Below are 17,802 nucleotides of genomic sequence, written 5' to 3'. Positions count from 1 at the left end.
CGGGCCCTTACGGCGTGTTGCGACCGCCGCCGGTGTTGCTGCCGCCGGGGCCGCCGGCGCCCGCCGCGCCGACCGTGCCGATGTTGCCGAACAGATCCTCGAAGAAGCCGCGCTTTTTGCCCAGCGTCGGCGTCGTCTTGCCGTACGGGTCGACGTTGGCGATCTGATCGATGCCCGTGCGCGTCACCGACTTGACCGTGCCGTTGGGATCGAAGGTGATCTTCAGCGCGATCTGGTCCTTCGCCTTGGGCTTCTGGAAGTTGAGGTTCCGGCTGTCGCGCGAGACGTAATACCAGTCCTGCGCCCCGAACTGGCTGGCGATCGTCGGCCGGCCGAGCACCTGCGCCACCGATGCACGGTTGTCGACGCCAGGCTGCACCGAATTCACCAGATCGGCGTCGATGATATAGCCCTGGTGCGACCGCAGCGGCGTGCAGGCGCCGGCACCCAGGACACAGGCCACTCCCGCGATCAGACCCACGCGGGCACGGGCGCGGGCGCCGAAACGGGCAACGGATACGCTCATCACAATCTCCAGCGGCGGCTTTCCCGCCCATGGCGCGCGCAGGATCGATTGCATCGCCCGCCGATCGCCTCGATATGCGAGGAACGACAAGGCTTCAAGCGGCAGTGCCGCGGGGCGTGGCAGGGAGGACGGGCGCACAGTGGGTTGGTGGGGACGATTGTTCGGCGAGCGACAGGACCAGGCGCTGCCGCTGTACAATGCGGTGGTGACGCGCGGGCGGGCGGAGCATTGGTATCTGGCCGGCGCGGTGCCCGACACGGTCGATGGCCGGTTCGACATGATCGCCGCGGTGCTGACGATGGTGCTGCTGCGGCTGGAGGCGGAGCCGGCCGCCGCGACGCTGTCGGCGCACCTCACCGAACGCTTCGTCGACGACATGGACGGGCAACTTCGGCAGATGGGCATGGGCGACCTGGTCGTCGGCAAGCATGTCGGCAAGATGATGAGCATGCTCGGCGGCCGCCTCGGCGCCTATCGCGACGGGCTGGCGGCGGGCGACCTGACGCCGGCGCTGGTCCGCAACCTGTACCGCGGCGAGGCCCCTGCGCCGGAGGCCGTGGCGCATGTGGCGCAGCACCTGACTGCGTTCCGCGCCGCGCTCGACGCGACGCCGCTCGACCGCCTGACCGCCGGAGACCTGCCCGGAGACGAGACATGACCCCCGAATTCAGCCGCCCCGAACGCCTCGACGCGATCGGCGCGGGCGATCGTGCCGTCCACATCCATGCCGATGCCGACGAACGCGCCGCCCTGGCACGGCGCTTCGATCTGATCGCGGTCGAGCGGTTGGAGGCAGAGCTGACGCTACGCCGCGAGGCCGCCGGCATCGCCGTGCGCGGTCGGGTGACGGGCGCGGTGACGCAGGCGTGTTCGGTCACGGGCGTGCCGCTGCCTGCAACGATCGACGAACCGGTCGCGCTGCTGTTCGTCGAACGGCTCGACGGCCAGGACGAGTTGGAACTCGACGCCGGCGCGCTCGACACGGTGGAGATCGAGGGCGGCGGAATCGACCTCGGCGAGGTCGCCGCCGAAACCCTCGCGCTGTCGCTCGACCCCTTCCCCCGCAGCCCAGACGCCGCCGACGCGCTGAAGGCCGCCGGCGTCATTAGCGAGGAAGAAGCCGGGCCGTTCGGGGCGCTGAAGGATTTGAAGGCGAAGCTGGCGGGGGGGCGACAAAAGGCTGGCTGACGCTGTCCGTCTTCGACGGATTCCAGCCCAATCTTCGATTCACTTTGTCCGCTATTGCGACAGTGGGTCGGATGGCCTTCATACAACGGAATAAATATCACTAAAATTATCTATATTTAGAGATTGTATGTTTTATTGATGATTCGCCAAAATTTAGTGAGAAATACTAAAACATTCCTTTACAGTTTTTGCATATGATGACGAAACTATGAAATTGGGGATGGGACGGTAGGGCTATCTATGAAGATATTTGTCCCATTCTTTGCTATTTTTGTCCTTGCAGGGTGCGGAGGGGCTTCAATTAAAAAGATAGACCCGGCTAAAGATCTTGATTGCGCCGTGATATTCCTCAATATTGAAAAGAATACCGATCGCTCGAACGCCAGTGATCTTGAAAGAGAAAGTATATTTGTATTTAGAACTTGGTATTTTAGGCAAGTGAAGCCTGATCAAGCTTCGGAAGCGCAAGAGCTGGTTGAAGCCATGAAGGATGATCCCAAACAAGTATTTCCCGCCATGAAAGAATGCACGGCGCGGGCTACAAAAGACGTTGGCTTCGATAGATGGGCTTCGTTCGCATTGCGCGAGTTCAAAGAACAGCCTTGGCAGCCAGGTTCTCTGCCATAAGGCCTTCGCAGCATTGTACGGTGCGTCCGCAGTGTCCGCTATTTGGCGTACAGCGTCGACCTCGCCTATCATCCCACCCGTGCAATTAGCGCCTTGGCTCCGTGCGGCGCGCGCACTTTTGCGCCGTTGATGAAGAAGACGAACGTGTCGCGCTGGGCCTTCGCGGGCGTGTCGGGGGTGACGTAGGGCAGGCCCTCGGGGCGGCCGCCGGCTTGCCAGTCGCGAGCCGCTTTCGCCCAGCGGTCGAGCGCCGCGTCAGTGTAGCCCGCGGGCTCCGCTTCCACCGCATTTTCCAGACGGGCGTAGACGAAGTCGGCGGTGACGTCGGCGATGGCGGGATAGTCGGCCGAATCGGCGTAGACGATCGCGACGTTCGCCGCGCGCGCCATGGCGATGAAGGCGGGGTCGGCGAAGCTGTCGTGGCGGACCTGGATGGCGTGGCGGAGGGGGATGCCGTCGTGCTTTGCTGGCAAGAGCTTGAGGAAGGCACCCATGTCGTCGGCGTCGAACGTCTTCGTCGCCATGAACTGCCATAGGATCGGGCCGAGCTTGTCGCCCAGCTCCGTGATGCCCTGTCCGACGAAGCGTTCGATCGAGTCGCCGGCGTCGGCCAAGACCTTGCGGTTGGTGCAGTAGCGCGACGCCTTCAGCGAGAAGACGAAGCCGTCGGGCACCGCGGCGGCCCAATTGGCGAAGCTGGCGGGCTTGAAGCTGGAATAATAGGTGCCGTTGATCTCGATCGCGGTCATCTGCGATGCGGCATATTCCAGCTCGCGCTTCTGCGGCCATTTTTCGGGATAGAAGGTCCCGCGCCACGGCTCATAGGTCCAGCCGCCGATCCCGATTCGTATCGTCATGGGCGGGAGCATAACGGCGTGTGCGACCGGGGGACATGCCTCGCGGCGAGGCAGATTTTTCGCGCAGAGACGCGGAGGGCGCAGAGAGGTTGCGCCGGTGGCGTCGGTCCTCTCCCTACAATGGGCATGAGCAGGGAAAAGGCGCTGCCGCGCACGAGGCGTCTTTGCGTCCTCCGCGCCTCTGCGCGCACTCAGTCGAAGCGATAGGGCACGATCCCGCGGCGGTCGGGGTCGATCAGCAGGTCGCGGCCCACCGGCGGGAAGGCGCGCTGGTCGCAGTCGCGGCGGGGGCAGATACGGCAGGAGGGGCCGATCCGCGTCGCGCTGTCCGCACCGGCGACGTCGAGCCCATCGGCATAGACGAAGGCGGCGGCATGCTCGACCTCGCAGCCGAGCACTACGGCATAGCGGCGGGGGGAGCGGCGGTAGCTCGCGGTGGCCTTCACCAGCCCCTTGGCCATCGAAACGTAGCGCACGCCGTCGGGCATCTCGGCGACCTGGACGAGGATACGGTCGCTGATCGCCACCGCCTCGTGCGCGACCCACAGGGGGCAGGCGCCGCCATATTGCGCGAATTGCAGCCGCGTCGCCGAATGCCGCTTGGTGATGTTGCCCGCCATGTCGATTCGGCAGAAGAAGAAGGGGATGCCGGGTGCGCCGGGCCGGCGCAGCGTCGAGAGGCGGTGGCACACCTGTTCGAAGCTGACGCCGAAGCGCTGACGCAGTGCGTCGACGTCGTGGCGCTGCTGCCGCGCGGCGCTGCGGAAGGCGGCATAGGGCATCATCAGCGCCCCCGCGCCGTAATTGGCGAGGCCGACGCGCAGCAGCTCGCGCGCCGCCTCCGACTGCAACGGAGCGTCGGCGACGATCCGCTCGATCAGGTCCGCCGCCTCGAGCCGGATCAGCTGGTGCGCCATCTGGAAGGCGCGCGTTGCAATCGGTTGCGCGGCGTCGATGCGCAGCGTCGCGGCGGCGGGATCGTAGCTGCGCAGGGCATCGCCATCGTCGATCAGCCGGATGCCGTGGGCGCGCTCCAACCGTTCGGCATAGGCGCGCGCGCCGGACAGATCGGCGGCGAGGCTTTCGGCGAAGCGATCGAGCGCGTCGATGTAATTGCCGCTGCCTTGGAACCAGTCGCGCACCTCTTCCCACGGCAGGGGCACGGGCTGACTGCCGCCGGCATCGACGCGGTCATCGAGCACGCGCAGCTGCTCCTGCGTGCGCTGAAGCGCGGCATGCAGCGCCGCCATCCGTCGTGCGAGCAGGGGCTGCTGGCGCACGCCGCGGCGCACCGCATCCTCGTCGAGCTGTGCGGCGGGTACGGACGGGTCGGTCCCGGCCGCCAGCGCGGCGACCAGCGCTGCCGATTCCTCCTCCGGCGCAACGTCAACCCAGTCGAGCGGAAAGGCGCGCGCCAGCGCCGCCAGGACGCCGCCGGTGATCGGCCGGTCACCGCTTTCGATCTGCGACAGGTAACTGGTCGAAATGCCAAGGCGCTGGCTGAGCGCCGTCTGGCTGAGCGACAGCCGCGCGCGCAGCGTGCGCACCCGATCGCCGGCGAACAGACGGGGGCGGGGCGGCTCGGCGGTCATCGCACGGGCCTAGTTTGCAAAGATGCAAATTGCAATTTTGCAAACCCACAGTTGAAAGCAGCGCCTAGACCGGCAGAAACAGCCGCGCAGGAGTTTGCCCATGTCTTCCACGCTGAACGAACTCGAACGCCGTCGCGCCGCCGCCAGGGCCGGAGGCGGCGAAAAGCGCGTCGCCGCGCAGCACGCCAAGGGCAAGCTGACCGCGCGCGAACGGCTCGACATCCTGCTCGACGAAGGCAGCTTCGAAGAGATCGACATGTACGTCGAGCACAATTGCGTCGATTTCGGCATGGCGGAGCAGGTGATCCCCGGCGACGGCGTCGTCACCGGATCGGGCACGATCAATGGCCGGCTCGTCTATGTCTTCAGCCAGGATTTCACCGTCTTCGGCGGATCGCTGTCCGAACGCCACGCGCAGAAGATCTGCAAGGTGATGGACACCGCGATGAAGGTCGGCGCGCCCGTCATCGGCCTGAACGATTCGGGCGGCGCGCGCATCCAGGAGGGCGTGGCGAGCCTTGGCGGTTATGCCGAGGTGTTCCAGCGCAACGTGCTGGCATCCGGCGTGGTGCCGCAGCTCAGCCTCATCATGGGCCCGTGCGCGGGCGGCGCGGTCTATTCGCCGGCGATGACCGACTTCATCTTCATGGTGAAGGATTCCTCGTACATGTTCGTCACCGGCCCCGACGTGGTGAAGACGGTAACCAACGAGGTGGTGACGCAGGAGGCGCTGGGCGGTGCCGTGACGCACACCACCAAGACGAGCGTCGCCGACAATGCGTTCGAGAACGATATCGAGGCGCTGCTCGCCGCGCGCGACTTCATCGACTTCCTGCCGCTGTCGAACCGCGAGGCGGTGCCGGAACGCCCGACCGCCGACGCCTGGGACCGACTGGAGCCAAGCCTCGACACGCTGGTGCCGGCCAGCGCCAACCAGCCCTATGACATGCACGAGCTGATCCGGAAGGTGGTCGACGAAGGGGACTTCTTCGAGACGCAGCCGGCGCATGCGGCGAACATCATCACCGGCTTCGGCCGGATCGAGGGCAAGACCGTCGGCATCGTCGCCAACCAGCCGATGGTGCTGGCGGGCGTGCTCGACATCAACAGCTCGAAGAAGGCGGCGCGATTCGTGCGCTTCTGCGATGCGTTCGAGATTCCGATTCTGACGTTCGTCGACGTCCCCGGCTTCCTGCCCGGCACCGCGCAGGAGCATAACGGCATCATCAAGCACGGCGCCAAGCTGCTGTTCGCCTATGCCGAGGCGACCGTGCCGAAGATCACCGTCATCACGCGCAAGGCCTATGGCGGCGCGTATGACGTGATGGCGTCGAAGCACCTGCGCGGCGATTTGAACTATGCGTGGCCGACCGCCGAGATCGCGGTGATGGGCGCGAAGGGGGCGGTGGAGATCATCTTCCGCGGAAAGACGCCCGAGGAGATCGCGGAGCGGACGGCGGAATATGAGGCGCGCTTCGCCAACCCGTTCGTCGCGGCGAGCAAGGGCTTCGTGGACGAGGTGATCCAGCCGCACTCGACGCGTCGCCGCATCGCGCTGGGCTTGCGGAAGCTACGCGGCAAGAGCCTCGAGAATCCGTGGAAGAAGCATGACAATATCCCCCTTTGACGATGAACGTCTCGCCCGCCTGACGGCGCTGCGCAATGTGGCGGCGAAAAGTGCTGGCTGGATGATCGAGGTTGGCGTCGATAGCCCCGAGCGGTTAGCTGAGTTGGGCGCGGTGGGAACCTATTGCCGGATGAAGGCGGCGCACCCGCGCGAGGTCAGTCTATGCGCCGTCTGGGCGCTTCAGGGGGCGATCGATGGCGTAGCGAGCGCACACTTGTCCGCCGAGACAAAGCAGGCGTTGAAAGACGAAGTCCAGCAGCGCCGGACGACCGGAGAAACAGCATGACCCTCGGCCGCCTCAACCACGTCGGCATCGCCACGCCCTCGATCTCCCAATCGATCGAGACCTATCGCACCCTGCTCGGCGCCACCGTGATCGGCGAGCCGTTCGACCTGCCGGCGCAGGGCGTGAAGGTGTGCTTCATCGACACGCCCAACACGCAGATCGAGCTGATCGAGCCGTATGATGATAGCTCCCCCATCGCGGGCTTCCTGAAGAAGAACCCGGCGGGCGGGCAGCATCACGTCTGTTTCGAAGTGCCCGACATCCACGCCGCCGTTGCTGACCTGAAGGCCAAGGGCGCGACCGTGCTCGGTGAACCGCGCATCGGTGCGCACGGCACACCGATCGTCTTCGTACATCCCAAGAACATGGGCGGCGTGCTCGTCGAACTGATGGAGACGCCGCATGGCGATCATTGAGACTAACACCGGCGAGGACAGCGGCGCCGCGCCCAAGGCGCCCGCCACCCCCGAACCGACGCCGCGCCCCACGCTTGCCGACTGGCAGGCCGCCGCCGCGAAGGAGGTGAAGGGCAAGGACCTCACCTGGCCGACGCCCGAAGGCATTGCGGTCAAGCCGCTCTACACCGCCGAGGACGTGACGGCAGACCCCGGCCTGCCCGGCTTCGCGCCCTTCACCCGGGGCGTGCGCGCGTCGATGTATGCGGGTCGGCCGTGGACGATCCGCCAGTATGCCGGCTTCTCGACCGCCGAGGAATCGAACGCCTTCTACCGCCGCAACCTCGCCGCCGGGCAGAAGGGGCTGAGCGTCGCCTTCGATCTCGCCACCCATCGTGGCTATGACAGCGATCATCCGCGCGTCACCGGCGACGTCGGCAAGGCAGGCGTCGCGATCGACAGCGTCGAGGACATGAAGATCCTGTTCGACGGGATCCCGCTCGATCAGATGAGCGTCAGCATGACGATGAACGGCGCGGTGATCCCGATCCTCGCCTTCTTCATCGTTGCGGGGGAAGAGCAGGGCGTCGACCGCAAATTGCTCGACGGGACCATCCAGAACGACATCCTCAAGGAGTTCATGGTCCGCAACACGTACATCTACCCGCCCGAACCGAGCATGCGGATCATTTCGGACATCTTCGGCTATACCAGCCGCGAGATGCCCAAGTTCAACAGCATCTCGATTTCGGGTTATCACATGCAGGAGGCGGGGGCGACGCAGCTCCACGAGCTGGCCTTCACCATCGCCGACGGCATGGAATATGTGAAATACGGCGTGGCGAGCGGCCTCGACATCGACAAGTTCGCCGGGCGCCTGTCGTTCTTCTTCGCGATCGGCATGAACTTCTTTATGGAGATCGCCAAGCTGCGCGCCGCGCGCGTGCTGTGGCATCGCGCGATGACGCAGCTGGGCGCGAAAGACGAACGCAGCAAGATGCTGCGGACGCACTGCCAGACTAGCGGCGTGTCTTTGACCGAGCAGGATCCCTACAACAACGTCATGCGCACGACGATCGAGGCGATGGCGGCGATGCTCGGCGGCACGCAGTCGCTCCACACCAACGCGCTCGACGAAGCCATTGCGCTGCCGACCGATTTCTCCGCCCGTATCGCGCGCAACACGCAGATCGTGATCCAGGAAGAGACGGGGATGACCAAGGTGGTCGATCCGCTCGGCGGCTCCTATTACATCGAGAGCCTGACGCAGAGCCTGGTCGATGGCGCGTGGGAGATCATCGAGCGCGTGCAGGCCGAAGGCGGCATGGCCAAGGCGGTCGCGGCGGGCTGGCCCAAGGCGATGATCGAGGAAGCCTCCGCCGCCCGCGCCGCGCGCGTCGACCGCGGCGAGGACGTGATCGTCGGTGTGAACAAATACCGCAAGGCCGACGAGGACCCGATCGACATCCTCGATGTCGATAACGTCGCGGTGCGTGAGGCACAGATCCGCCGCATTGAACGCGTCAAGGCGACCCGCGACGAGGCGGCGTGCCGCGCCGCACTCGATGCGCTGCGTGAGGGCGCGCGCGGTAAGGACAATTTGCTCGCGCTCGCCGTGGACGCGGCCCGCGCGCGCGCGACGCTTGGCGAAATTTCCTCCGCGATGGAGGATGTGTTCGGCCGCTTTGGCACGCAGCCGACGCCGGTGAAGGGCATCTATGGCGGCGCCTATACCGACGACATGCGCTGGGAGCGGCTTGCCGAGGGCGTTGCTGCTACCGAACGCCGGCTGGGGCGCAAACCGCGCATGCTCGTCGCGAAGATGGGGCAGGACGGGCACGACCGCGGCGCCAATCTTGTCAGCAGCATGTTCGGCGATCTGGGGTTCGAGGTCGTCCCCGGCCCGTTGTTCCAGACGCCCAAGGAGGCTGCGGTGCTGGCGCTGGAAAAGGATGTTGACGTCGTCGGCGCCTCCAGCCTCGCCGCCGGGCACAAGACGCTGATCCCCGAACTGATCGGCCACCTGCGCGACGCCGGCCGCGCCGACATCAAGGTGATCGCCGGTGGGGTGATCCCGGCGCAGGACTATCAGGCGCTGCGCGATGCGGGCGTACAGGCGATCTTCGGCCCCGGGACCAACCTCATCAAGGCGGCCGAAGAGGTGCTGCGCCTGCTCGGCCACAACATGCCGCCGCAGGAGGACGCCGCGTGATCCGTTTGGCCCTAACCGCCGCGCGCGGGAACTATGCGGGCGGATCGATGCGACGGCTGATACACAGCTAATGCCCCACGCGGTTGACAGGCGAGCGGGCGGCACAGTTGAAGAATGTGCAATGGCAGCGCGGACGACGAGCGTTTACGCCGCCACGGCATCTATCCGGGCGGCGGGCAACACGCGCGATCGATTCGGATCGAGAAATTTCGCTGCAGGCGGCGTAGGAGTGAATATGCGGTTTGGAACAACATTAGCGTGGTCGCTTGGCCTGTCCCTTGCGATCGCTTCCCCAGCCGCCGCGCAGGAGCGCGCCGCGACGAACGGACGCTCGATCGCGAGCCTGGCCGGCGTGCCGTTGAAGACGCGCGACGGAAAGCCGATCACGCTCGGATCACGCATCGTGTCGGGAAAGCCGACGCTCATCTCGATCTGGGCGAGCTGGTGTCCGCCCTGCATGGTCGAGGCGCCTTATCTCAACAAGATGCGCAAGGATTTGGCGGGCCGGTACAACTTCGTCTACGTCAATCGCAGGGATGGGAATCCTGATCCGTCGCAGCCTGCCGATTCCATTGCCCGCTTCCTCGCGCGCGGCGGCCTGTCCGATAGCGACTATGTCGTTGCCGACGTCAAAGCCTATCAACAGATCGTCGCCGCCGACCTCAAGGATATCCCCGACGGAAAGGTCGGCATCCCGCGGGTCTACCTCTTCGACAGCAAAGGCCGGCAGGTCTATACGTCCTATGGATTTCAGCCATCCGAGGCCCCGGCGCTGGAAGCGCGCCTGAAGCAGGCGATGGCCAAGTGAGCGCGCCCACGCCAGAGCGCAACGCGGTTCGCAACGACTGGACGCGGGACGAGATCGCAGCGCTGTTCGACCTGCCCTTCGACGAATTGATGTGGCAGGCGCAGACCGTCCACCGCGCCCATCACGCGGCGGGGCAGGTGCAGCTGTCGACGTTGCTGTCGATCAAGACCGGCGGCTGCCCCGAGGATTGCGGCTATTGCTCGCAGTCGGTCAGCGCCGACAGCGGGGTCAAGGCGACGAAGCTGATGGACGTGCGCAGCGTTCTGCAGGCGGCGGCGCAGGCCAAGGACAATGGATCGACCCGCTTCTGCATGGGCGCGGCGTGGCGCAACCCCAAGGACCGCGACATGGGCGCGATCGTCGCGATGGTCGAGGGCGTGCGCGGCATGGGCATGGAAACGTGCATGACCTTGGGGATGCTGGAGCCGCACCAGGCCAAGCAACTCGCCGACGCGGGCCTCGATTACTACAACCACAATATCGACACCTCGCCCGAACGCTATGGCGACGTCATCACGACGCGCAGCTTCAAGGAGCGGCTCGACACGCTCGATGCGGTGCGGAGCGCCGGGATCAACGTGTGCTGCGGCGGCATCGTCGGCATGGGCGAGACGCGCGAAGATCGCGTCGGCTTCGTCCATGCGCTGGCGACCCTTCCCGAGCACCCCGGCAGTGTGCCGGTCAATGCATTGGTGCCGGTGAAAGGCACCGTTCTCGGCGACATGCTCGCCGACACGCCGCTCGCCAAGATCGACGAGATCGAGTTCGTCCGCACCGTCGCCGTCGCGCGCATCACCATGCCGGCGAGCATGGTCCGCCTGTCGGCGGGGCGCGAGAGCATGTCGGATTCGGCGCAGGCCTTGTGCTTCATGGCGGGGGCCAATTCGATCTTCACCGGCGACAAGCTGCTCACCGCGGGCAATGCGGGCGACGACAAGGATGCCGCGCTGTTCGCGAAGCTGGGCGTGACGCCGATGGCGGCGGAGCCCAGTGCCCGTCACCCCGGCCTTGAGCCGGGGTCCCGCGCCTGCGGCTCCGTGGAAAGAAGCGGGACCCCGGGTCAAGCCCGGGGTGACGCGGTGTTGGCCGAGGCGGCGGAGTGAACCGCATTCGGTGGCCGGCAATAGCGTTTGCCGTAGGTTCGGCACTCTATTGGTTTACGATCGCCCCAATGGTGATTGTGGCAATCACCTTGGCTGGCGGAAGCCGTGCCGTGGTTCCCATGATGATGGCGGCGAATGTCGTGGTGACGGCCATTTATGCCGTCGTCACGGTGACTTTCTGCCATTGGTTTGCTCGTCGCATCGTGAAGCAAACCGGAAAGACATAACCATCGCCCCTCCCGGGAGCGGGAGGGGTTCGGGGAGGGGTTGTCCTCCCCACCATCAGAACGATCCCGCGCGGACAGGCCCTCCCCCGGCCCCTCCCGCGAGCGGGAGGGGAGAAGAGGATGTTCAAGAAAATCCTGGTCGCCAATCGCGGTGAGATCGCCTGCCGCGTGTTCCGCACCGCGAAGCGCATGGGGATCAAGACGGTCGCGGTTTATTCCGATGCCGACGCGCGCTCCCCCCACGTGCTGATGGCGGACGAGGCGGTGCGCCTGGGGCCGGCACCCGCGGCGGAAAGCTACCTCAAGGCCGAGCTGATCCTGCTCGCCGGCAAGGAGACGGGCGCGGACTGTATCCACCCCGGCTATGGCTTCCTGTCCGAACGCGAGAGCTTCGCCAAGGCCTGCGCCGAGGCGGGCATCGCCTTTGTCGGGCCGCCGCCGAACGCGATCGCCGCGATGGGCGACAAGATCGAATCGAAGAAGCTCGCCAAGGACGCGGGCGTCAACGTCGTCCCCGGTTTCCTGGGGGAGATCGCCGACACCGACGAGGCGGTGCGGATCGCGACCGACATCGGTTATCCGGTGATGATGAAGGCGTCCGCCGGCGGCGGCGGCAAGGGCATGCGCCTCGCCTACAGCGAACAGGACGTGCGCGAAGGGTTCGAGGCGACCAAGCGCGAGGGCCTCGCCAGCTTCGGCGACGATCGCGTCTTTATCGAGAAGTTCATCGAATCGCCGCGCCACATCGAGATCCAGGTGCTCGGCGACCAGCACGGCAATATCCTGTACCTCAACGAGCGCGAATGCTCGGTGCAGCGCCGCCACCAGAAAGTGGTCGAGGAAGCGCCCTCGCCCTTCGTGACGCCGGCGATGCGCAAGGCGATGGGCGAACAGGCGGTCGCGCTGGCCCGCGCGGTGGGCTATTATAGTGCGGGTACGGTCGAGCTGATCGTGTCGGGCGCGGATACGACCGGCGAGAGCTTCTACTTCCTCGAGATGAATACCCGGTTGCAGGTGGAGCATCCGGTGACCGAGGAGATCACCGGCCTCGACCTCGTCGAACAGATGATCCGCGTGGCGGCGGGGGAGCCGCTGTCGATCACCCAGGATCAGGTCGGCATCAACGGCTGGTCGGTCGAGAACCGCGTCTATGCCGAGGACCCGTATCGCGGCTTCCTGCCCAGCATCGGGCGGCTGGTGCGGTACAATCCGCCCGAATCCACGCCGTCGTCGACGCAAGCTGACGAACCCCGCATCCGTGTCGACGACGGCGTCGCCGAGGGCGGCGAGGTCAGCATGTTCTACGATCCGATGATCGCCAAGCTCGTCACCTGGGCGCCGACGCGCGAGGCGGCGATCGACGCGCAGATCGCGGCCTTGGACGCGTTCGAGATCGAGGGGCCGGGCACCAACATCGACTTCCTGTCGGCGCTGATGCAGCATCCGCGCTTCCGGTCGGGCAATATCACCACGGGCTTCATCGCCGAGGAATATCCCGACGGCTTCCACGGCGCTCCCGCCGACGCCGACCTCAAGCGCCATCTCGCCGCCATCGCCGCCTTCGCCGCGACCGCGCAGGCCGATCGCGCGCGCCGGATCGACGGCCAGCTCGGCAGCCGCCTGCAGCCGCCGCATGCCTGGGCGGTGCGGATCGATGGCGAGGACCATGCCGTGGCGGTTTCGACCGACGGCATCATCGTCGACGGCGACGCGCTGGACATCGCGCTGGAATATACCCCCGGCGATCGGATGGTAGAGGCTGAGATCGGCCGAGAAAACGGGGAGTATGCGCAGCTTACCGTGCGCATCCTGCCGATTCGCAGCGGCTTCCGCCTGACGACGCGCGGCGCGAGCCACGACGTCCGCGTCCTGCCTGCGCATGCCGCGCCGTACGCGCAGCATATGATCGAGAAGGTGCCGCCCGATCTGTCGCGCTTCCTGATCGCGCCGATGCCGGGCCTGCTCGTCCGCCTCGACGTCGGCGCGGGCGATGCGGTGGAAGCGGGCCAGCCGCTCGCCGTGGTCGAGGCGATGAAGATGGAGAATATCCTGCGCGCCCAGAAGGCGGGCCGGGTGAAGGCGGTCTCCGCCGCTGCGGGCGACAGCCTGGCGGTCGACCAGATCATCCTCGAAATGGAATGAGCCACCGCCGCCGGGCGTGCGCGCCCGGCGGTCAGGGGGCGTGTGGCTGCCCGATCGCGCGCGCATAGACGGCGAGCAACGCGATCGCGGCGACCGCCAGCCACACGCCCGCCGTTCCCACCGCGCCATAGACGGCGGCCCCGCCGCACGCGCCCGCGACCAGCCCCATCCACAGCAAAGCATAGGGCAGCCACGCCCAGCGCGGCCCGCTGCCCATCAGCGCCGCCGTCAGCCGTTGCACGCATTTCACCAGTGTGCCGGTCATATAGGTGACGCCGATGCTCACCTCGCCATCGCGCTGGAAGAGGGTGTTCGCCGCGCCCATCGCCGCCGCCATCATCAGGCTGGTCGCCATTGCGGGCCATCGTCCATCGCTCGCCGCAGCCAGCGCCAGCAGCGCGCCCATCAGCAGCAGCGAGACGGGCAGGCGCCCACCCCCGTGCCGCACCGACAGCCATGTCCCGCCCGCCACGCCGGCCGCAAATCCCGCGATCAACGCGCCCGCCACATAGGCGACATGCGCATCCGTCACCGCACCGACCGCGAATCGCGTCGAATTGCCGCTCATGAACGACACGAAGAACCCGCCCAGCCGCAGGAACCCGATCGCGTCGACATAACCCGCCGTCGCCGAAAGACCGGCGGCGAGAAACCAGAAGCGGCGGTCGTAGCGGGTCATCAGCCGGGAGTGTTGGGGGAGAGCGGGCGGGGACTCAAGGGGCGACGTGGGAGGGTTGAGGGGCATCGTCTGCATCGACGATCGCAGCCTTCCGACGGCCGAAGACGAGCGAACTCAGCCCCGACAGGCCGGTGGCGCAGACCGCGCCGCAGAGCATTACCCCGCCAAAGCCCTGCACCAGTGCCCCGCGGGCGCCGGGCTCGACCCGCAGCGCGCGTTCGGCCAGGCTGGTGCGATATGGTCGGCATCACGGCCTTCGGAGCACCACCGATATGCGAATCCTGAACATCCTCGTCCGCCGCTACCTTTCGCTCGACGAGATCGATGCGGCCGTCAGCTTCTATGAAGCCTTGATCGGGCAGAAGCGGCGTCTGGCGTTCGACTATCCGGAACATGACCTGAAGCTGGCGCAGGTCGCCTCGATCCTGTTCATCGCCGGCACCGACGCAAGCCTGGCGCCGTTCCGTGCCACCGAAGCGACCTTCATGGTCGAGGATCTGGACGCGTTCGCCGCGCATCTCCCGACGATCGGCAGCACGATTCTGGAAGCGGCAAAGCCGGTTCCGACCGGGCGCAACATGCTGGTGCGTCACGCCGATGGCATGCTGGTCGAATATGTCGAACACACGACCAAACATCCTGCCGACGTCATGGCCCCCTTCGACTGACGCTATGGCCGACGAATCGAATGACTGACGAGGTCAGGATTGCCTGATGAGCGCGAATCATGCCTGCCGGGGTCACCGGCAACTCTTCAAGATCGGATCGGGATGAGCGAGGCACATCCGCGGTCAGGGGTAAAACGCTTGGTGCCATGAAGACTCAGCGCGCCGGTCACTGGACCGCGTCGCCTTCCTCCATGCTACTGCGTTACCGAGCGGCAGGCCGAGGACGCTGAAAAACGGCCCCGAAGGACCGCCGTAACCACATGACACTATTCAGTAAACTGGAGCGGGCGAAGGGATTCGAACCCTCGACCCCAACCTTGGCAAGGTTGTGCTCTACCCCTGAGCTACGCCCGCTCTGGCGCCTGTGCCGGCTGCTCGTTGGAGCCACCGGCTGGGTGAGGCGCGTCCACTAGCGGCGACTGCGCGGGGCCGCAAGCCCCATCTTGTGATTTTCGCACACGATTTCGACTTGGCGACTCGATATATGGAACATTACAAGAACATATATGTCCGACTCGTCCGCTTTGATCGCCCGTCTGCGTGGCCTTGCCGCTGCCGGCGGGTCTGCGCAAGCAGCGGCGGCACCGGTCGATGCCTGGCGACAGGAAGGGCTGGCGCGGGCGCAACTCCATGAAATCTATGCGCTGGAGGGCGAAGACGGGGCGAGCGCCGCAGGGTTCGGACTGGCGTTGGCGCTCGCCGCCGGGGCGGTGCCGCTGCTGTGGCTGCGCACCGAGGCGGGGGAGCGCGCGCAAGGCCGGCTGCATGCCAGCGGCCTCGCAGACCTGGGGCTGGCGGCCGATTCGGTGCTGCTGGTCGTCGTCGCCGACGAATCGGCGCTGCTGCGCGCGGCGGCGGATGCGGCGCGCTGCGGGGGGCTGGGCATGGTGCTGGTCGAAAGCATCGGGCCGATGCCGGGGCTGGACCTCACTGCGACGCGGCGGCTGATGCTGGCTGCGGAGGCGTCGGGCGTCACATTGCTGTCGCTGCGGATCGGCGCGGAACCGGTGGCAAGCGCTGCCGCCACCCGGTGGAGCGTCGCCGCCGTGCCTTCGACCGCGCTGGATCAGGGGCTGGGGGAGGGCGCGCCGGGCCTGCCGGCTTTCGACGTCGAATGTGTGCGCCGGCGTGGCGGCCCCGCGGGGCAGCGCTGGCGTGTGGAGTGGGATCGTGATGCCAAGAGTTTCCGTGACGCGCCGCTATCTGGCGCTGGTCTTTCCGTGGCTCCCGATCGAGCGGCTGCGCGCCACCCGGCCGCATCTGTTCGTCGGCGGTGAGGCGCCGGTCGCCTTCGTCGAGACGGTGGGTCAGGCGATCCGGCTGACCGCGACGGATCTGGCCGCAGCGCGCGCCGGGCTGGAGCCGGGGCTGACGCTGGCCGATGCTCGCGCGCGCGTGCCCGAGCTGGAGGTGTTTCCGGCCGATCCGCATGCCGACATGGACTGGCTGGAGCGGCTGGCGGATGGCTGCACGCGCTACAGCCCCACGGTGGCGCTGCTGCCCCCCGACGCGCTGGTGATCGACATTGCGGGGTGCGTCCATGCTTTCGAAGGGGAGCGTCCGCTCGCCGCCGATGTCGAATCGCGGATGGCGCGGCGTGGGATCCTGGCGCGCCATGCGTTCGGCGACACGCCCGAAATCGCCTGTGCGCTCGCCCGCTATGCCGGCGCGCCGGCGCCCGACGAGACGCGTGCGGTGAAGCGGCTGCCCGTCGCGGCGCTGGAGCTGGATGCGGATGCGACGGTGGCGCTGACCCGCGCGGGGTTGAAGACGGTGGGCGACGTGATGGCGCGCCCGCTCGCCGGCATCGCCGCGCGCTTCGGCGAGGAAGCGGCGACGGCGGTGCGGCGGCTGTCGGGCGACTATAAGGCGCCGGTCCGGCCCCGCGTGCGCGTCGCGCCGGTGGTGGTGGAACGGCGCTTTGCCGAACCGATCGCGCGGACCGACTATGCGCTCGAGGTGATCGAGGAACTGGCAGGCGAGGCGGGACACACGCTCGGCCAGCGCCATCAGGGCGGGCGCCGATGGGAGGCGCGGCTGTTCCGCAGCGACGGCCACATCCAGTCGCTGCGCATCGAGACGGGGCAGCCGACGCGCGACATTGCGCTGCTGATGCGGTTGTTCGCCGAGCGGATCGACGCGCTCGCCGACCCGCTCGATCCCGGCTACGGCTATGACCTGATCCGGCTCGACGTGACGCTCGCCGAGCGACTCGATGCGGCGCAGCTGCGGCTGGAGGGCGGCGAGGGGGCGACCCAGGCGCCGGCGGTGGCGGAGCTGATCGATCGCCTCTCCACCCGGCTGGGGCGCGAGCGGGTGCGGCGATTCGCCCCGCGCGACAGCCATATCCCCGAGCAGGCCGAACTGATGCTGCCCGCTGCCGCACCGCCGCCCGCGGGGGACTGGCCGCAGACGGAGGCGGGGGAACCGCCGCTGAGGCCCATCTATCTGTTCGATCCGCCCCAGCCGATCGAGGCGGTGATGGCGGAGGTGCCCGACGGCCCGCCGCACCGCTTCCGCTGGCGCCGCCGCGTCCACGAGGTCGCGCGCGCCGAGGGGCCCGAGCGGATCGCCGGCGAATGGTGGCGCCGGCACGACGGCGCCATCCCGACGCGCGATTACTACCGGATCGAGGATCGCCGGGGACGGCGCTTCTGGATCTTCCGCCACGGCCTGCACAGCGAACAGGCGCACCCGCGCTGGTACGTCCATGGGCTGTTCGCATGAGGGGCGCCCCGCCTACTCCGTCACCCCGGACTTGGTCCGGGGTCCACTCCGCGGCGAGGGGGATGGCTGGAAGCTCCTGCCGCCCCCTGGCGAGCCGGTGGACCCCGGAACGATTCTCGGGTGACGAGGTAGAAGGGG

At 67.1% G+C, this 17,802-nt stretch carries 18 protein-coding genes and 1 tRNA gene; 14 read left to right on the top strand and 5 right to left on the bottom strand.

What is annotated here, in order from left to right:
* Positions 1–7: 7 nt before the first annotated feature.
* Positions 8–580: an outer membrane protein assembly factor BamE gene (locus ACP7A3_RS09340; RefSeq protein WP_053111676.1), complete on the bottom strand. Its 573-nt coding sequence runs from the start codon at positions 578–580 to the stop codon at positions 8–10.
* A gap of 85 nt (positions 581–665) precedes the next feature.
* Here ACP7A3_RS09340 and ACP7A3_RS09335 point away from each other — a divergent pair, with 85 nt between their 5' ends.
* The 3 genes from ACP7A3_RS09335 to ACP7A3_RS09325 all read left to right on the top strand — a co-directional run bounded on the left by ACP7A3_RS09335 (position 666) and on the right by ACP7A3_RS09325 (position 2,341).
* Positions 666–1,184 (top strand): ubiquinol-cytochrome C chaperone family protein, encoded by a 519-nt coding sequence (locus tag ACP7A3_RS09335; protein ID WP_426255399.1) that lies wholly within the window; start codon positions 666–668, stop codon positions 1,182–1,184.
* Positions 1,181–1,714 (top strand): YceD family protein, encoded by a 534-nt coding sequence (locus ACP7A3_RS09330; protein WP_426255398.1) that lies wholly within the window; start codon positions 1,181–1,183, stop codon positions 1,712–1,714. Before ACP7A3_RS09335 ends, ACP7A3_RS09330 begins: the two co-directional genes overlap by 4 nt.
* Before the next feature lie 240 nt (positions 1,715–1,954).
* Positions 1,955–2,341, top strand: a complete 387-nt coding sequence (locus ACP7A3_RS09325) for a hypothetical protein (protein ID WP_426255397.1) — start codon at positions 1,955–1,957, stop codon at positions 2,339–2,341.
* 68 nt (positions 2,342–2,409) lie between these two features.
* Here the strand turns inward: ACP7A3_RS09325 and ACP7A3_RS09320 are convergent, their stop codons facing one another.
* Positions 2,410–3,210 (bottom strand): DUF72 domain-containing protein, encoded by an 801-nt coding sequence (locus tag ACP7A3_RS09320; RefSeq protein WP_426255396.1) that lies wholly within the window; start codon positions 3,208–3,210, stop codon positions 2,410–2,412.
* A gap of 179 nt (positions 3,211–3,389) precedes the next feature.
* The gene (locus ACP7A3_RS09315; RefSeq protein WP_426255395.1) at positions 3,390–4,790 is read right to left on the bottom strand and encodes a helix-turn-helix domain-containing protein; all 1,401 of its coding nucleotides are present in this window, start codon (positions 4,788–4,790) and stop codon (positions 3,390–3,392) included.
* 100 nt (positions 4,791–4,890) lie between these two features.
* Between ACP7A3_RS09315 and ACP7A3_RS09310 the strand changes: the two genes are divergently transcribed.
* From ACP7A3_RS09310 to ACP7A3_RS09275, 8 genes are all read left to right on the top strand, one after another.
* Positions 4,891–6,417: an acyl-CoA carboxylase subunit beta gene (locus tag ACP7A3_RS09310; RefSeq protein WP_426255394.1), complete on the top strand. Its 1,527-nt coding sequence runs from the start codon at positions 4,891–4,893 to the stop codon at positions 6,415–6,417.
* A complete protein-coding gene (locus ACP7A3_RS09305; RefSeq protein ID WP_426255393.1) occupies positions 6,398–6,703 on the top strand; it encodes a TfoX/Sxy family DNA transformation protein in 306 nt (101 codons plus the stop codon). Before ACP7A3_RS09310 ends, ACP7A3_RS09305 begins: the two co-directional genes overlap by 20 nt.
* Positions 6,700–7,119, top strand: coding sequence for a methylmalonyl-CoA epimerase (gene mce / locus ACP7A3_RS09300; protein WP_426255392.1), 420 nt, complete (start codon positions 6,700–6,702; stop codon positions 7,117–7,119). Before ACP7A3_RS09305 ends, mce begins: the two co-directional genes overlap by 4 nt.
* Positions 7,106–9,310, top strand: coding sequence for a methylmalonyl-CoA mutase (scpA, locus tag ACP7A3_RS09295; RefSeq protein ID WP_426255391.1), 2,205 nt, complete (start codon positions 7,106–7,108; stop codon positions 9,308–9,310). The genes mce and scpA overlap by 14 nt, the downstream gene beginning before the upstream one ends.
* A gap of 121 nt (positions 9,311–9,431) precedes the next feature.
* Positions 9,432–10,118: a TlpA family protein disulfide reductase gene (locus ACP7A3_RS09290; RefSeq protein ID WP_426255390.1), complete on the top strand. Its 687-nt coding sequence runs from the start codon at positions 9,432–9,434 to the stop codon at positions 10,116–10,118.
* Positions 10,115–11,221, top strand: coding sequence for a biotin synthase BioB (gene bioB, locus ACP7A3_RS09285; RefSeq protein ID WP_426255389.1), 1,107 nt, complete (start codon positions 10,115–10,117; stop codon positions 11,219–11,221). The genes ACP7A3_RS09290 and bioB overlap by 4 nt, the downstream gene beginning before the upstream one ends.
* Positions 11,218–11,448 carry a hypothetical protein gene (locus ACP7A3_RS09280; RefSeq protein ID WP_426255388.1) on the top strand — a complete coding sequence of 77 codons (231 nt, stop codon included), beginning with the start codon at positions 11,218–11,220 and terminating at the stop codon, positions 11,446–11,448. The genes bioB and ACP7A3_RS09280 overlap by 4 nt, the downstream gene beginning before the upstream one ends.
* A gap of 120 nt (positions 11,449–11,568) precedes the next feature.
* Positions 11,569–13,590: a biotin carboxylase N-terminal domain-containing protein gene (locus ACP7A3_RS09275; RefSeq protein WP_426255387.1), complete on the top strand. Its 2,022-nt coding sequence runs from the start codon at positions 11,569–11,571 to the stop codon at positions 13,588–13,590.
* 31 nt (positions 13,591–13,621) lie between these two features.
* Here ACP7A3_RS09275 and ACP7A3_RS09270 read toward each other — a convergent pair whose 3' ends face one another.
* Complete coding sequence (locus ACP7A3_RS09270) at positions 13,622–14,269, bottom strand: YoaK family protein (protein WP_426255386.1); 648 nt, start codon at positions 14,267–14,269, stop codon at positions 13,622–13,624.
* 272 nt (positions 14,270–14,541) lie between these two features.
* Between ACP7A3_RS09270 and ACP7A3_RS09265 the strand changes: the two genes are divergently transcribed.
* Positions 14,542–14,937, top strand: a complete 396-nt coding sequence (locus tag ACP7A3_RS09265) for a VOC family protein (RefSeq protein ID WP_426255385.1) — start codon at positions 14,542–14,544, stop codon at positions 14,935–14,937.
* A gap of 279 nt (positions 14,938–15,216) precedes the next feature.
* On the opposite strand, the gene ACP7A3_RS09260 is transcribed toward ACP7A3_RS09265, so the two are convergent.
* A tRNA-Gly gene (locus tag ACP7A3_RS09260) sits at positions 15,217–15,291 on the bottom strand.
* Between the two features lie 152 nt (positions 15,292–15,443).
* On the opposite strand from ACP7A3_RS09260, the gene ACP7A3_RS09255 reads away from it, so the two are divergent.
* Entirely contained in the window at positions 15,444–16,214 is a 771-nt protein-coding gene (locus ACP7A3_RS09255) for an ImuA family protein (RefSeq protein ID WP_426255384.1), read from the top strand.
* Entirely contained in the window at positions 16,126–17,664 is a 1,539-nt protein-coding gene (locus ACP7A3_RS09250) for a Y-family DNA polymerase (protein ID WP_426255383.1), read from the top strand. The genes ACP7A3_RS09255 and ACP7A3_RS09250 overlap by 89 nt, the downstream gene beginning before the upstream one ends.
* Positions 17,665–17,802: the final 138 nt, after the last annotated feature.

The organism is Sphingomonas sp. DC5200-1, assembly GCF_049897245.1.
GTDB classification, from domain to species: domain Bacteria; phylum Pseudomonadota; class Alphaproteobacteria; order Sphingomonadales; family Sphingomonadaceae; genus Sphingomonas; species Sphingomonas aquatilis.
Note: the sequence above shows the minus strand (reverse complement) of the source record. Positions and strands in the feature narration are given on the sequence as shown.

Excerpts from the sequence above, each read along its gene's own strand:
- ACP7A3_RS09340 (WP_053111676.1), bottom strand. The coding sequence starts at position 580 with ATGCAATCGATCCTGCGCGCGCCATGGGCGGGAAAGCCGCCGCTGGAG.
- ACP7A3_RS09330 (WP_426255398.1), top strand. The coding sequence starts at position 1,181 with ATGACCCCCGAATTCAGCCGCCCCGAACGCCTCGACGCGATCGGCGCG.
- ACP7A3_RS09325 (WP_426255397.1), top strand. The coding sequence starts at position 1,955 with ATGAAGATATTTGTCCCATTCTTTGCTATTTTTGTCCTTGCAGGGTGC.
- ACP7A3_RS09320 (WP_426255396.1), bottom strand. The coding sequence starts at position 3,210 with ATGCTCCCGCCCATGACGATACGAATCGGGATCGGCGGCTGGACCTAT.
- ACP7A3_RS09315 (WP_426255395.1), bottom strand. The coding sequence starts at position 4,790 with ATGACCGCCGAGCCGCCCCGCCCCCGTCTGTTCGCCGGCGATCGGGTG.
- ACP7A3_RS09310 (WP_426255394.1), top strand. The coding sequence starts at position 4,891 with ATGTCTTCCACGCTGAACGAACTCGAACGCCGTCGCGCCGCCGCCAGG.
- ACP7A3_RS09305 (WP_426255393.1), top strand. The coding sequence starts at position 6,398 with ATGACAATATCCCCCTTTGACGATGAACGTCTCGCCCGCCTGACGGCG.
- mce (WP_426255392.1), top strand. The coding sequence starts at position 6,700 with ATGACCCTCGGCCGCCTCAACCACGTCGGCATCGCCACGCCCTCGATC.
- scpA (WP_426255391.1), top strand. The coding sequence starts at position 7,106 with ATGGCGATCATTGAGACTAACACCGGCGAGGACAGCGGCGCCGCGCCC.
- ACP7A3_RS09290 (WP_426255390.1), top strand. The coding sequence starts at position 9,432 with ATGGCAGCGCGGACGACGAGCGTTTACGCCGCCACGGCATCTATCCGG.
- ACP7A3_RS09275 (WP_426255387.1), top strand. The coding sequence starts at position 11,569 with ATGTTCAAGAAAATCCTGGTCGCCAATCGCGGTGAGATCGCCTGCCGC.
- ACP7A3_RS09270 (WP_426255386.1), bottom strand. The coding sequence starts at position 14,269 with ATGACCCGCTACGACCGCCGCTTCTGGTTTCTCGCCGCCGGTCTTTCG.
- ACP7A3_RS09265 (WP_426255385.1), top strand. The coding sequence starts at position 14,542 with ATGCGAATCCTGAACATCCTCGTCCGCCGCTACCTTTCGCTCGACGAG.
- ACP7A3_RS09255 (WP_426255384.1), top strand. The coding sequence starts at position 15,444 with ATGTCCGACTCGTCCGCTTTGATCGCCCGTCTGCGTGGCCTTGCCGCT.